The sequence below is a fragment of the Leucothrix pacifica genome (assembly GCF_003172875.1).
Classification (GTDB): domain Bacteria; phylum Pseudomonadota; class Gammaproteobacteria; order Thiotrichales; family Thiotrichaceae; genus Leucothrix; species Leucothrix pacifica.
This window is the reverse complement of record NZ_QGKM01000006.1, coordinates 23,640-40,037: the sequence shown is the minus strand read 5'-3', so window position 1 is coordinate 40,037 and position 16,398 is coordinate 23,640. Positions and strand designations below refer to the sequence as shown.

Annotated in this window: 6 protein-coding genes; 4 read left to right on the top strand and 2 right to left on the bottom strand. The window is 46.8% G+C overall.

What is annotated here, in order from left to right; translation table 11 throughout:
- From DKW60_RS23930 to DKW60_RS03890, 3 genes are all read left to right on the top strand, one after another.
- The gene (locus DKW60_RS23930) at positions 1-780 is read left to right on the top strand and encodes an OmpA family protein (protein WP_219988627.1); all 780 of its coding nucleotides are present in this window, start codon (positions 1-3) and stop codon (positions 778-780) included.
- Positions 781-869: 89 nt separating this feature from the next.
- On the top strand, positions 870-3,578 hold the full coding sequence (locus DKW60_RS03895) for an autotransporter outer membrane beta-barrel domain-containing protein (protein WP_109836359.1): 2,709 nt from the start codon (positions 870-872) through the stop codon (positions 3,576-3,578).
- On the top strand, positions 3,571-4,374 hold the full coding sequence (locus tag DKW60_RS03890; protein WP_146203425.1) for a hypothetical protein: 804 nt from the start codon (positions 3,571-3,573) through the stop codon (positions 4,372-4,374). Before DKW60_RS03895 ends, DKW60_RS03890 begins: the two co-directional genes overlap by 8 nt.
- Here the strand turns inward: DKW60_RS03890 and DKW60_RS03885 are convergent.
- Together DKW60_RS03885 and DKW60_RS24625 are read right to left on the bottom strand one after the other, a co-directional pair.
- Positions 4,360-4,881 carry an IS5 family transposase gene (locus tag DKW60_RS03885; RefSeq protein ID WP_219988626.1) on the bottom strand — a complete coding sequence of 174 codons (522 nt, stop codon included), beginning with the start codon at positions 4,879-4,881 and terminating at the stop codon, positions 4,360-4,362. The genes DKW60_RS03890 and DKW60_RS03885 overlap by 15 nt on opposite strands.
- Entirely contained in the window at positions 4,878-5,114 is a 237-nt protein-coding gene (locus tag DKW60_RS24625) for a transposase (RefSeq protein ID WP_109836356.1), read from the bottom strand. The genes DKW60_RS03885 and DKW60_RS24625 overlap by 4 nt, the downstream gene beginning before the upstream one ends.
- A gap of 561 nt (positions 5,115-5,675) precedes the next feature.
- Between DKW60_RS24625 and DKW60_RS03875 the strand changes: the two genes are divergently transcribed.
- The gene (locus tag DKW60_RS03875; protein ID WP_281271815.1) at positions 5,676-16,382 is read left to right on the top strand and encodes a GEVED domain-containing protein; all 10,707 of its coding nucleotides are present in this window, start codon (positions 5,676-5,678) and stop codon (positions 16,380-16,382) included.
- Positions 16,383-16,398 lie beyond the last annotated feature (16 nt).

Sequence of the window (16,398 nt, the reverse complement as noted above, 5' to 3'; positions counted from 1 at the left end):
ATGAAATGTCATAAATTAGCTCAGCGTATCTTGCCTGTAGCCGGTGTGATTACTTTAGCCAGTGGCTGTGCCAGCACGAATGATCTTTACGCAAAATATGAAGACGTGTGTGAACTGCCAAAGCCAGAAGTGGTTGAACGCGTAAAAATCGTCAAGGAGGTCGTTGAGAAAGAGAAAGTGGTTGAGAAGGTCAAAGTTGTTGAAAAGATCAAACCAGTGGAGAAGATCAAGATCGTCGAAAAGATTAAGCCGGTTGAAACGATCAAGTATGTTGACCGGGTTAAGCGCGTCATGGTCCCTGAGACCAAGATCAAAGTGGTTGAGAAAGTTAAGGTTGTAAACAAGGTAGAGTACGTCAAGCAGGCTGTTCATGGAGAAATTTGGGAGCCGGCCGTTTACTTCGGATTTGATCTATCCAGCTTGAATGCTTCTGAGCAAGCTAGATTGGACCGCGATATGTTGGTGTTGAAGAAAAACCCATCATTGAAGTTAAGTGTTCAGGCGTTCACTGATAGTAAAGGCTCACAAGCATACAATCGACAGCTGGCATTAAGACGTCAGCAGACCGTTGTTGATTACTTCATGGATAAGGGGCTGTCTCGTGATCGGATTTTGGTATCACCACTGGGTGAAGAGTTACCAATTCTGGGAGACACGAAGGCGGAACGCGTCATTAACCGAAGAGTTGAGTTGATGTTGTTGGATGCAAGTGGACGACCATTGAGTCTGGCAGTTCAACCTAAGGCAACCAGCTTTAATGCACCGTTCCCTGTGAAGTAAGCAAACTAAGATCATCGGCCTTGCATTCGTGCAAGGTTCGATGAACGGGTGTGGGGATACGCGTAAACGTTAAGAAACAGGCTTGTATAATGAATCAAAATAAAAAAAGTCATCAGTTTATCAACTACCTAATGGTGTTTTTACTATTAGTGTCAGGTGCAGTGAATGCTAAAGCACCAGTTGCCGGAACTATTATCAAGAATCAGGCAACGGCTACCTACAAGGATTCTGCCGGTATAGAACAAACCGCCACTTCAAATTTGGTAGAGACGGTTATTCAACAGGTCGGCGCATTTATCCTGGAGTCCGATCAATCACGGTATGGCATTGCCGGACAGCTTGTTTCATTCCCTCATGTATTAACCAATACAGGTAATGGTGATGATACCTTCACCTTGAATGCGAGCAATCTTACTGGGGATAATTACGATCTTACTAACATCACTATTTATCCGGATGTCAATCAGGATGGAGTGGCAGACAGTCTGACACCAATTACAGACACCGGAGTGTTGGCGAGTGAAGAGGCGTTTTACTTTGTCGTCGTCGCTACAGTGCCAGATAGCGCCACGGATGCTCAAACCGCTGACCTACTTGTCGAAGGTGTGAGCGACTTTAGTGGTGCAAGCCAGACCAATGCAGATGAGGTAATCGTCTCTGACAAAGCTGTGATTCAAGTCACAAAGAGTATCAGCTCTAACAGCGGCGAAGCTGGGAGCGGCCCCTACACTGTCACACTGACCTACAGTAATCAGAGTACATCAGATGCTTCAAATGTAATTTTGATAGATGCACTACCTGAAGGCATGAACTATGTCGCAAACAGTGGTGAGTGGAGCCTGACAGGTTCTGGTGTTGCTTTGACAGACAATAACAAAACCGACGCGCAAGGTATTGGTGCAGACACGGTTATTTATTGCGCCTACCATGCAGACTGTACAGGCCTTGCTGAGGCCTCAATGGACGCTGATAATCTAAGTACTAACCAAGTGACTGCAATCATTGCAACGGTAGTGTCAGGTGACAGCGGTACAATTAGTTTTGATGTCACACTTGACTCAACTTTAGAAGCCTCTACTTTGTTAAATACAGCAGAGTTCCAGTATTTCAACAGTGCTGTAGTGATTACGGATCAAAAAACGAATCAAGTCCCTCTGGAAGTGATTGCAGAGCCAGGGGTGGTTGCTAACGGTTCGACTACCAATGATGCTGAGGGTATCGATGAACCGGTCTCTCAAACCACCGCTACGTTAGGCAGTACCGTAGCATTTGATAACGTCATCTGGAACCGTGGTAACTCAGTCGATACGTTTGATATCAGCGTCGATACTGCTGGATCTACCTTCCCGACAGGCACAACATTTACTTTGTATCACAGTGATGGTTATACACCTTTGCTTGATACCGATAACTCAAGTGTCGTCGATACCGGACCACTGGATCCCGGTGAATCTTATACGGTCGTTCTGAAAGCGAAGTTACCAATGACTGGCAGCGCTGTCGGTGATAATGGTGGGGCGGGCTTTGATGTCACTAAGACCGCGATTTCGGCAAACGATCCAAGTGTTTCTAATCCGGTAACTGATCATTTAGATGAAATCACCGGTAGCGAGGTTGATCTTACTAATGTGGCAGCAATCGGTGGTGCCGGTGTTTTAGGTGTTGGCCCGGGGCCAGAGACTAATGCTCAGTCGCAACTGATTCTGGCGCCAGGAGAGTCGGGTGTATTCAAGCTTTATGTAAATAACACCAGTACTGTTGCAGATAGTTTTGATCTGACGTTCAGTAAAGATAACCCATTTGTCGCCGGTACAGCTCCTGCTGGCTGGAGAGTGGCATTTCATATCGATGCCGGTGCGACGAACTGTTCGACGCTTGGCCCGGTTGTTAACAATACAGCGCTGATTGCGCCGGGTGACAGCAAGTTAATTTGTGCCAAGATAACCTTGCCAAAAAATGCTGATTTTAGTGGCAACGCCGTCAGTATTTATTTCAGGGTGCAGTCTCCTCTGACTCAGGCGAGTGATATTAAACATGACGCTGTCTACATGACCGCTGCTCAAAATCTGATTCTTGAACCAGATAATCGCGCTCAGGTTGAGCCAGGATCCAGTGTTGTTTATACGCATGATATCCATAACTCAGGCAATACGGTATTTACCGGAATCAATATGACCAGCACCGATACATTGGCTGGTGATGGTTGGACATCGGTACTGTATGAAGATACTGACGGTAATGGTGTGTTGAGTGCTGGTGACTTGCCTGTTGGAAGTTTTGACTTGGGTATCGGTGAGAGAAAAACCATTTTTGCAAAGGTGTTTGCACCGGCCAATGCACCATTAGGAGCACATAACTTAACAGACATTACCGCAATTGGTACTACCGATGCCGGAACGCCAGTAAACATCACAGTCAAAGCTCAGGACATGACGTTTGTTGCGATGAGTAATATGAACATCACTAAACAGCAAGCACCGGATGTGAATTGTGACGGAGATGTTGATGGTGGTTCAGTGTTTAGCTTTGATGCATTTCAGGCTCAGCCGGGAACCTGTGTGCTGTATAACCTAACCGCAACCAACACTAGTTCAAGTATTGCTAAGAATGTACGAATTGATGATGCGATTCCTGAGTTTACCAGTCACTTCACGGATGGCGGTGCTTTACCAACCATCACACAAGGTAGCATAGTTCAGAGTCCGGCAGAGGGTGATACCGGATTAGTCGAAGGAAGTGCCGGAGATGTTAACCCCGGCGGATCAGTCTCATTGGTCTTTGGTGTGATGGTTGAGTAGCAGCCACAGCATCAATAACACATTGACAAGGGAGGGCTTTATAGTCCTCCCTTTTTGTTTGTCACATAAAATCTTTGATAAAAAATGTCAGAACAAGTCATTCAGCTATCGTAAGGTTAGTGTTCAGTACTCTGATATAAAACTGATAAGTGGCGCATCAGCTTCAGTGTTTAGCGTCATGCTCACTACAAAAATCCATAGAGCGATTATTGTAGATAATAAGAAAAATGGACATCGCATGTTAAACCATATTCCGACTTTATTTTCCCGTATCAGCAGATCTATCCAGTTCCTAAGCTTGGTGGGTTTAACACTTCTGTTGATGGCTTCATCGGCATTCGCCCAGTATGAAGTAACAGTGATCAATCAGGCTAGCTCCAGCGCCAGCGGAGTAGGTGCATCAGGTATTCCCTCATTAACTGTAAACGTGCCGGAAGGTAATAACCGGGCGGTATTCATCATCAGTCATTTCGAACGAGAGCATTGTTCTGTAGCTGATGATACTGCAGCGGGGTGTTATGTTGATTCGCCACTACTGTCCGATAACTTTGCTAACAACGTTATTGATGATAACCAAACTAATATGATCATTAGCGGTGCAGGTGGAAGTTTGAATAAAACCAATCCCTTTGTGTTTCCTGATGGTGATTTGCGATTTCTCAGAATGATAAGAAACTATATGGGTAGTACCGGGAGTAATGGTGCTTTTATATCAAGAGAAAGTTATCACTTCGCAATTTATGAGAGTGAGATTGAATTTTTGCTAGGCTCCGTTGACGTTTTACCTAAGCCATAAAAAGACAGATGCCAAATAAAGCATGCCCTTGTAATTTATGGCTTTTTTCTCATATCTGGTTGAGATTCGACGATAGTATTTCAACTTTCCAAACAGGCATTCAATGGTGTGCCGTTCTTTGTAGTGCCAAAAATCGCAGAGAATTTCATCTTTCCGGTTCGATTTGGGAGGAATGACTGCCTTTACTTCATGCTCTTTCAGCCAGTCCCTGAGTTCATTGGTATCATAGGCTTTATCGGCCAGAACTGCCTTTGCTCCTACATTTGTCAACAGTGAAATCGCTTGGGTACATTCTGCTGCTTGGCCTCCGGTCAAAATGAAGTTAATCGGCAAACCGTGAGCGTCACAAATAGCATGTACTTTGCAACTAAGTCCACCTTTCGAGCGTCCCAATGCTTCTCGGAAAGCCGAGTCTTTTTCGTAACCTGCGGCACAAGCATGAGCACGATTGATTGTTCCATCTATGGAAACATCCTGTAGATCAGCTTGTTGAGAGAAATGTTTCAATAACACACCCCATGAGCGCACCAGCGGGAGTATCGTTTGAATACGCTATTCCACTTGCCTTGCTCGGGAGGCAACATACGCCATTCAATTCCTCCTCGTAAAACCCATAAAGCAGCGCCAATAAATTGTCTGCACTTATCCAGGTTTCCGATTTTTACTTTGGGTAGTGTTGGCAATACTGGGGTAATCAACTCCCATTCTCTATCACTGATTGTGGCTCTTTCTATACTCATATAGCTGGTTAAATAGCAGTCATTTTATCATTCAAATAATCTGCTTGGAAAACGTCAACGGAGCCTAGGCGGGAGTGCCTCAGGAAACCTGAATTTAAGTTCTGGCGATATAAAGCTTCCGACATCAGCGGGTGATGAGGCTTCGTTAATTGCCATTGTTTTTGAAAATGTAAATGACACAAACACCGGAATCGTTCGTTCTGGGTGGGCTTTTCAGTCGCAACCACCTCAGCCGGGGAATTTTGTTTTATCAAGTGCTGCGTTAGATGCAGGCCAGGCGATAGATGACCCAAAGAGTGGATTACTCGTTTATGGCTTCTCGTATTCTGCTAGCCAAACATACGCAACAATGCCTGGATTTAGTTCAGTATTGGATTTAGTAGTCAATAATCCAAACGGTCATTTCCCATCGAATGTTCCCACTTATAACGAGACTGATGGGTACTCTTTGACCGCGCAATTCAGAAATGGCCCAGCTTTGGGCAGTATTAACTCATTTAGTTTGCAAGGTGCAAGTAGTCCCACTTATCAGCATGACGGGGGGGCGCTGGTGCATTCACTATCGATTTTGCGCGTGCTGATCTCAGCCTTGAAAAGATTGTGACATCTGGTGGCGCTCCAATGATCGGTGATGATGCAACATTCAGAGTGACGGTGACTAATCAGGGGCCTGATAATACCGATTTGGTTAAGGTCTTGGATTTGCTGCCATCGGGATATGATTACAAGTCGAATACGACGACCCAAGGTAGTTATGATCCATTATCCGGTGAGTGGGATATTGGCTACATGGCAGAGGGCGCAACTGTGACTATGGATGTGGTCGCAACTGTGCTTGAAACCGGTGATTATAACAACAGAGCCGAAGTCATCGAATCAAGCGTGTTCGATCCAGATTCAACTCCAGGGGATGGTGTTGGTGATGAGTCAGCTAGCTCATCAGTGACACCGCTGCCGGCTGTTACACAACCTACCGGTGGAATAACTATTGTACCTAATGCTCCTATCTTGTCCTGTCCGAATGTATTGGTTAATGGTGATTTTGAAGATACGGTGTCTGGTACTTTTTGGGGGGTAAACCGGGCTGGTGCCGGGACGATTAATGGATGGACTGCCGCTGGTGGAGGGACTGATACGTATGCTGCTGTTAACAGCGGTGGAGGCTCAGTTTCCGGAAACAGTGCTTACTTTGGCAATGGTGGCGTTAAACGAGTTTATCCGGCTTTGACCAGTGGTTTTACATTTACAGCCGATGGTGAAGCGACGAATGTCCCTGGCTTTATCCAAATTCGTGACGCCAGTGATGACCTTGCTGGTGTTAGCGGCTCTACACCCGGGTCTACCAGTAACTGCTGTGATTACGGTGGCTCAGCCCCTAGTTTATCGCAGGCAGTACCCACCGTGGTCGGTCAAACCTATAGAGCGCGTTTTACCGTGAAAGGTGAGGGTGGCAATGGACCTTCAGGGATTGTGAAACTAGATATAAATGGCGACTACATCCATGTCGAAGTGCCTGGTAATGAAGGAGTTAAAAGCTATACGGTAGAGTTTACGGCAGCCACGACTAACACGGTGATTAGTTTTACAAACTACGGACATTTTTATCAGGATAACGGGGGCTATTGTAATCCTGATACCTCGGGCTTTTGTACCGTAAATGGATTAGGAAGCAGTGGACAAACTGCTGAAGTGACCTTGGATAATGTTGAATTATCGAGTACTCAATGCGCGACAGATTATGGTGATGCGCCACTAACCGGAACAGCGCCGTCTGGTTCCGGAATGAATGCCTATGGTGAAGCATCACACAGTATTGTCTCTGGTATTTTTATGGGGGCAGGTTTGCCTGATTCTGATGCGAATAACCAGGCAACACCGACTGCAAATGGTGATGATAGTGATGGTAATAACGATGATGACGGCGTATCTGGATTTCCAACCCTGACGACTGGTGACACCAATTATGTCTTGCCAGCTAGTAATATAACAGCGGTTGGAAGTGGTACCTTGCATGCGTGGATCGATTTTAATGGCAATGGTCTGTTTGATACTAGTGAACACGCATTATCTTCAGTGAGCGCTGGTACGCTTGCAAATGATTTAATCTGGAGCGGACAAAATACAAATAGCATCGGGAAAACGTTTGCTCGTTTTAGATTGACTTCAGATTCGTTAACGAATGCTGATGCGGCTACCTCTGCAAGTGACGGTGAAGTGGAAGATTATCAGCTCGCGGTAGGTACGCCTGATTTTGTTGCAAGACCGGGTAGTTGTGGTCTCTATAATCATGCGGGTTGGTTAACGCCAGCGGGTCCTAATATCAATACCAATATTTTGTTTGGTAGTAACGATCCACTTAAAGACCCCTATGTTTACGCGGGTCTCGGCAGAGATGCTGAAGGTCGTATTCTGACTTCATTTGGGCTGCCGGACGAAACACTAAGTGGCGCGATTCCAGGCAAAGCAGGTACAGAACTGTCCGAGATTGCTGTCGGACAACCCGGTCAGGAATCAGAGTATCACCTCACTGTTTTCCGTTTAGATGGGGAGGCAGGCACTACCGATACTGTGAAATTCACTGCGGTGGGTGGTGCAGATAATATTTATGCCTGGATTGAGAACACTGCGGGAACAGTGTTAACCAATTCCAATGAATTTATTTATTCTGTTCCTACCACAGTGAACGGCGGTGATGGTGAAGAAGTATCACTGACCTTTACTTACCCTGCTGATGGCGTCGTATATCTTTACGGAAGTTTATTCGATCCGTCTTCTTACTACGGAAAGACAACCGTTGAAGACTATAGCTGCCCAAAGGTGCTCAGTGGTGTGGTCTTTGAAGACATTAACTATGGTGGTGGTGCTGGTCGTGATCAGTCATCGGCGTCAGGTGTTGGCGTCAACGGTGTAACCGTCGAGTTATATGATAATACTGGTGTATTCCTGAGTAGTACGACGACTGCCAATGACGGCAGCGCAGATGGTACGTACCGCTTCGATTATATAGACAGTGGCGATTATTACATTCGTGTCGTCAATGACACTGTAGGCTCAACACGTGGTGGAGCTGATGGCAGTGAGCTTGCCGTACAAACATTCCGTTCGGATGGATCAACTGATACAAGCAATGAAGTAGGTGGTCGGAATCCGGCTGTTGCTGATGAAGCGGCTTACAATGCTGCGAGTCCTTCCACACTCAATACCACAACGTTTAGCTTTACCGGAGGCAGTTTAGACGGGGGGCAAGCTCAGTCAATACAGGCTGTGACAGTGGCTAATTCTGATGTTTCTGAGATTGAATTTGGTTTTAACTTTGACACCGTCGTTAACACAAATGATGCTGGGCAAGGATCCTTACGTCAGTTCATCTTAAACAGTAATCTCCTCGATAACACCGGTTTAGATCAGGTTGATAACCCTGCTGATGGGGCAACGGATCCGGCACCAGGTGTCGAGACATCAATTTTCGAAATTCCGGGCACCGGTGTGCATGAAATCAGTCCGATTTCAGGCCTGCCAGCCGTAACGGATAGTTTCACCGCTTTGGATGCCACTACTCAGCAAGGCGCTAGTTGTGTATCGGGATCACGCAGTTTGCAGGTTCAACTCGATGGAACAAATGCCGGTGTGAATGAGCAAGGTCTGAGCATCGATGCTAGTGATGCCATTATTCGGGGTTTCGCGATTGGAGAGTTTAGTGAGCAAGGTATTTACGGAAGTGCAAATGCTGATAATCTTCTGATTGCCTGTAACAACGTAGGTATGGAGGCTGACGGTAATACTGTCAGTGGTAATGGCTTACATGGTATTTGGATAGAAGATGCGACGAATATCACTATCGGTGGTAGCAGTGACACGGAGCGAAATCTCGTGTCAGGAAATACGCGTCACGGGATTAGTTTGGACGGTGTTGATACAGCACTAGTCAGATATAACTATGTCGGTACAGATATCAGTGGAACAAGTGCACGCTCAAATAATACGGAAGGTGCGCAGTATGGTGGTGTAGCTGCGATAGCGAATGCCAGGAATATTAATATCTTTGATAATCTGATCTCAGGAAATGACAAGACCTTTGGTTCAGCTCCGGCAAATACCACTGACGGTATTTACTTGAACACGGCTGATACCATCGATATCAAGCGTAACTTTATAGGTACGGATGCAGATGGTTTAGCTGCACTGGGTAACTCAGGAGCAGGTATCTACAGCTTTAATACTGATGACATCACCGTGGGTGGATCGGTTGCTGATCGCAATGTGATTTCTGCCAATGGTGAAGATGGATTCAGTTCACGCTTTGGAACTGACACCGTCAGTATTCTAAGTAACTACATTGGTGTTGATATCAATGGTACGGGTGATCTGGGTAATCAGGATAATGGTATTTTCTTCCAGGACACCGCCAATGCAACTGTCGGTAACGGTACCGTAGCGGGTAGAAACGTTATTGCTGCCAATGATATCAGTGGTATTCGCATAACCAATTCTGGTGGTACAACAGTCAAAGGTAACTACATTGGTGTTGATACTAGCGGCATGTCAAGTTTAGGGAATTCATTACACGGAATTTATATACAAAATGCTGCTGATGTAGAAATCGGTGGTAGTGCAGTGAATGACCGCAATGTGATTTCTGCTAATGGTGTGATCGGTGTCTTTGTTGTGGGAGCTGTCTCTGATGCTTTAATTGAGAACAACGTAGTGGGCTTATTGTCAGATGCTGATAGTCCTGCGGGTAATGGTCAGTCAGGTGTTGAAACGGTGGCAACTGATGGCGCTGTGATCACGGACAACATCATCTCTGCAAATGGTACCCGTGGTATATATCTGGTGAATAGTCCGAATACTACGGTCACTGATAACCTGATCGGATTGAATGAGGCGGGAACCGCTGCACGCGGTAATACAACCTATGGTATTGATGTGGGAACGGCTGCTGCTAATTTAGATGTCAGTGTCAATACCATCAGTGCGAATGGGAATCGCGGTATCCGGATATTTGGTGGTACTGCCACTAATAACACAATACAAAACAATCGCATTGGTGTGGCACTGGATGGTACCACGGCGATGGGTAATACCAATGGTGGTGTGATTATCCAAAATACATCTGGTGCCATGGTTGGCGGTAGTGGTGCTAATGACGCAAACATTATTGCCAATAACACAGGTGATGCGGTCACAATTCTCGGAGCAGGTGCCAATAACAATACAGTTAGCCGAAATGTGATGTATGCCAATACAGGGTTGGGTATTGATCTTGACTTGGATAATGTCACGCTGAATGATGCCGGTGATGTTGATGCTGGTGCAGCGAATGACGGCCTAAATTTCCCTCAGTTCTCACAAGTCACACTTATCAGTGGCAATCTAACGGTTGCGGGTTGTGCGCCAGCGGGGTCTACTGTTGAGCTGTTTGAAGCGGATGTATCGCCAAGCTCAACGAGCGGTCAGGCTACCGGTAGCAATCAATTCGGGCGTACGCAGGATTATGGTGAAGGTGAAGTCTTCCTGAGGTCATGGACTATACCTGCCACAGGTACTGCGTGTGCATTAAATGTTGATGCGGATAACAACAACCCGACGGGTATGTTGGCGTTTAGTGAAACATTTGCACTGAGTAGTTTGCCTGCGGGTACTGATGTCGTACTGGATTACAAACTGACTGCAACAGCAACAGTAGCATCGGTGGGTACATCAGAGTTCTCAGCAATCGGATTGGTTTCAAGCTTCGACTATGGTGATGCGCCATTATCCGGTACAGCACCAAGCGGTTCCGGTACAAATAATTATGGTATTACGCAGCATGCGGTGGTTTCTGGCATGAGTTTGGGTAGCAGTGACCCTGATATTGATGCGAGCTATCAAGACAGCAACTTAGCAAATGGTGATGACTTAAACGGTAGTGACGATGAAGACGGCATACTGTTACCGACGCTTGTGGCAGGTGATACCGCTTATTCAATTGTAAGCGCTGATATTACAGCGGTCGGATCTGGTACCTTACATGCTTGGATAGACTTTGATGGTAATGGTGTTTTTGATCCGGATGAGCACAGCAGTACGTTGGTATCAAGTGGTTCAGCTGGAGCATTAAATTGGGCGTTGGATGGTTTGGCAGGTAATCCCGACTTTGGGCTAAGTGCTAACGATATAACGTTCGCGCGTTTCCGTTTCACCTCCGATCCCTCCATTAACGCTAACACGCCTGCTTCAATTGCAAGTAATGGTGAAGTTGAAGATTATGCCATCACTGTCCTTGATAATACGCCGGATATCATGACGCGTCCCGGCGTCTGTGGAGGTTTTGTGTCGCGTGGTTGGAAGTCAGCCGCAGCGGGTACCTTGCATGATAATGATATACGTTTTAATTCTGGCAGTGTGCAAAATGACCCATATGCCTTTACCGCTTTGAGACGTCAGTCAAATGGTAAAATTATCTCTTCCTTTGGTACTCCTCTGGAAACGATCACCGGAAGCATTCCAACTCGCGTGGGTAATAATCTAAGCGCCACAGCACGAACGGATAGTGGTCATTTAGCAGAGTACCATGCGACCATATTCCGTCTGGAAGGTGAGCCGGGAACCACTGAAACGGTCATTTACGATACCAATGGCGGAGCCGAGTATTCTGCTTACTGGATAGAAGATGAAGCGGGTAATGTTCTAAGTTCAGCTGATTTCGTTTATACCTATGCAAGCGGTGGAGGTATCGGTGAAAGTTTCGATATTCCAGTAACTTACCCATCTGATGGTGTGGTGTATGTCTACACAACATTATTTGATCCAACACAGGCTTATGGTCGTCCAACGCTATTGAATTACGTCTGCCCGACTGACTATTCAGATGGTTTGGCAGATGGTTTGGATACACCGAATGGGACAGTTGCAGCTTCAGCTTATGGCGAGGCGACTCATCAATTACTCAGCGGCATTCAATTAGGTGCAACAGTGACGCCAGATGTGGTCAGTACATTGGCTGCTGATGATGCATCCGATGATGCTATATCAAGTTTCCCATTGTTAACCGACGCGATGACGTCTTACCAGATAGCAGCTGCTGACATTGCTGCGACTGGTGACGGTACACTAACAGCCTGGATCGACTTTGATGGCGACGGTGCATACCAGCAAGATGAATTTGCAAGCGCAGATGTAATTGCAGGTGTTGTTCAGACTGATCTGGACTGGACATTCACTGATATCATGGCCGCTGGGACGACCTATGCACGTTTACGTTTAACCTCAAATGTACTGAGTGATGAGGCTGCGACCGAGACGATAGATGAGCGCTCCACATTGGCTGCACTCGATGGTGAAGTTGAAGATTATGCTGTGACAGTAACCGCGACTCATAAATTGACGGGTGTCATATTTGAAGATATCAATTACGGTGGTGGAGCAGGGCGAGATCAAACCTCGGCATCCGGTGCCGGAGTCAATGGCGCAACCGTAGAATTATATGATGCATCCGGTACATTCATTGCAAACACGACCACTGCTAATAATGGCAGTGTTGATGGTGCTTATGAGTTTACAGCATTGATCGACGGTGATTACCATGTGCGGGTTGTGAGCGATTCTGTGAACTCGACGAGGAGCGGATCAGACGGCAGTGAATTGGCTGTGCAGACATTCCGAAGTGACGGGACGACAGATGTCACTGCAGAGGTTGGTGGACGCCAACCATCACTGAGCGACACCACAGCACACGATGTGACTAGTCCTTCAACACTGGACACGTCTAGCTATGCTTTTACAGGTGGTGCTTTGGATGGTGGTCAATCACAGTCAGTTACATCTGTCACCCTAGCAGGGGCGGATATTGAGGGTATCGATTTTGGTTATAACTTCGATACTATCGTCAATGCAAATGACAATGGCCAAGGTTCGCTGCGTCAGTTTATTCTCAACAGTAATTTACTGACCGATGAGGCCTCATTGGCACAAGTCGGTCAAACAGCTACTTGGGAAACATCTATCTTTATGATTCCAGCTGCTGACTTGAGTTCAGGGGTCGCGACCATCGAATTGGACACAGCTCTACCGATCATTACAGGCTCAAGCACTGCGGTAGATGCAGGCACGCAGACCAGCAATATTGGTAATACTAATGCAGGCGTAATGGGCACCGGTGGTATCGTTGGTGTTGATGGTTTGACCTTGCCACAGTATCAAAAGCCCGAAGTTGAAATTGACGCTAATGACTTTAGTGGTCTGAGAGTTGATAGTGCAGGCGAAGTGCTGATTGCGCGTCTTGCGATCTATGACACAGACAGGGCGAGTGCGACTATTGATAAGGGTGGTGTTGGTTTAACCGCTGCGACTAAGTTGACGATTCAAAATGTTTACCTCGGGCCTCGTGCAACTGGAGCGGATCCCGGAGCGGGTGAACGTTTGGGTCGTAGTTATGACGATGTAGACTTCACATCCCCACCGAATATTGAGTTCCTTGATAACTTAATCGCTTACTCTGAAAACAGTGGTATTCATGCGGATGATACAGGTGGAACCTATCTGTTAACCGGTAATGAGTTACATCACTTGGTATTAAGCAACAGCGGACAGGATGCAGTGGATGCCGGTGGTACTTGGACCACGATTGGTAACCTGATGCATCACAATGGTTCTTCGAATAGTTCGGTCAGTAGTGGCGGTGCAGGTTTTGAACTCGGCGCTGCGAGCAATGCACAGGTGTCTGCGAATTCTGTTATCGAAAATAATACACTGCATAGCAACTTTGGACCGGGTATTCGTTTACGGAATACGGTGACTAACACCACGGTAAAAAAGAATGTGATTTATGACAACCTGAACGCCGGTGTCTCGGTGCAACTGCGTGCGGCTGGCCTCGGGGTAGAGTCCACGATTACTCAAAACAGCATTTACAACAATGGTGAGCTGGGCATCGATATCTCGCATAATACGACAAACGGTAGCCCGGATCAGGTCACATTAAATGACGCTAATGATTCTGATGGTGGCCCTAATACTGGACTCAACTTCCCGCAGTTTACGCGGGCAGTGCACTCCGGTTCTGACTTGATTATTCAGGGTTGTGCGCCAACGGGTTCAACGGTTGAGCTTTTTGAGGCTGATGTATCTTCTGGTTCTGGCAGTGGCGCGAGTGTTGGTGATAATACATTCGGTAAGACTCAGGACTATGGAGAAGGTGAAACTTACATCGCTACCTTTGAAGAAGGGGTGGGAGAAGATAGCACCTTGCCTGCAGTGAACTGTGGCGGTCTAACTGATTCTGATGGAAATGATGCGAGTGGGATGAGCCCATTCCAGTGGCGAATGTCTTTACCTGGCTCCTTACAAATCGGCGATAAAGTGACAGCCACTGCAACGATTGCTGGGACCGGAACGTCTGAGTTTTCGGCGGTAGCAACGATCGCAGGTCAGGATTATGGTGATGCGCCGGGCAGTTATCAAACAACACTAATCTCGGATGGGGCGCGTCATGATGTGATTAATGATGTCTACTTAGGCAGCGCAAAGCCCGATGTGGATAATGATGGTCAACCAAGCTCATCCGCCACTAATGATGGTGCTGATGAAGATGGTATTGCAACGTTTGGAGCGCTGACTACTAGTGACCGTACTTACAGTGTAACTGCCAGAACAACTAATCGCACAAGTGAGACAGCGACGTTAATTGCTTGGATTGATTTTGATCGTAACGGACAATTCGACGCTGACGAGGCCGCTATACGTTCGGTATCTGCAGGTAGTTCTGGTGCGAATATTACGCTGAACTGGTCTAATATACCTCTGGATATTCAGGAAGGTGATACTTATGTGCGTGTTCGTTTAACCACAGACTCATTGAACAACAGAGAACCGTATGGTCCTAAGCTGGATGGTGAGGTAGAGGATTATCCAATTACCATCACGACTGCCGGTGTCTCAGTGAGTGGACGAGTGTTCAGAGACATCAATGTGAATGCTGCGAATGATGCAGGTGAAGTGGGTGTAACAGGCTTACCCGTTGTGTTGTATGACACTGCGAATCAAGCCTGTGTCAGTACTCGCACTAATGGTAATGGCGACTATGTATTCGAAGATGTTGTTGCTGGTAACTATCAGGTGTATGAAGCGTCACGTGAGGCTGTACCATCGCCACGTAATTGTGGTGTGGCTTTCGCTAAAGACCCTGCGGGATATCGATCAACGACTGTGAATGTCACCCCTGCTTTTGATGTCACAACCAGTGACATAACAGATAAAGACTTTGGTGAAGTTAAGCCACCTGTGTTTGAGCCGGACAATAGTAGTCAAATTCTGCCGGGCAATGTGTTGTTCTATGCGCATCGCTTTAGCACGCCGACTCAAGGCACGGTAAGTTTCACCAGCGTGTCTGGAAACAACGCCACGACGGGTTGGGCAAGTCTGATTTATCAAGACACTAACTGTAATGGCAAGTTAGATGGCGCTGAAGGGTCGGCACCGATGCAAGGTGAAAAAGTCTCAACCATAATCCGAACTAGTGGCAGAGTATCTTCGCTAACACCTTCGATCACGAAGCCTAACAGCACGTGGAAAAGTGATCCTGTTGGTGTTACTGCCGGAGGACGTGTGTGTATTATTAATAAAGTGTACGCACCTTCAAACGTTGCGGCCAATGATAGCTACTTGCAAGAGATCACTGCATTATTTGATTACAATAATGCGATAGCAGGTACAGAGACTTTATTGGCTAAGGATCTGACGACAGCGCAGCAAGTTCAGACGCCTACACTACCGGCAACTCCGGTAGTTGCACCTGAGCCTGCTGTTCCTGCGCAACCTGAAGAGCCTGCGACACCTAATGTGCCGGCAACTGAAACAACTCCTGAAGTGCCTGACACGCCATATGTGCCTGAGACTGATCCGGAGCCAGAACAGCTTCCGGTAGCCGCGACACCAGTTGTTCCTGAGCTTGGACCTTCTCGTCTGGAATTACGCAAAACGGTACGCAACATTGATCAGGGAACACCAGAAACTGAAACAGTTAACTCAGCAGAGCCGGGTGATACACTGGAGTATCGTGTTTACTATGTTAATAGCGGAACAGGGCCACTGACTGAGCTTGTGATTAATGATGTAGTACCGCCATACACGGAGATGGTTGGCTCAGCAGATTGTGGCGCTGTCATATTAGGAATGACCTGTGTTGCCAGCCCGCTAGGTTTAGATGATAGCCTGAGCTGGACTTTCACTGGTACATTATCAGGTGGTGCTGGTGGCTCAGTGAGTTATCGCGTAAAAATCGACGAGTAAGCGTGGACAGTCACAT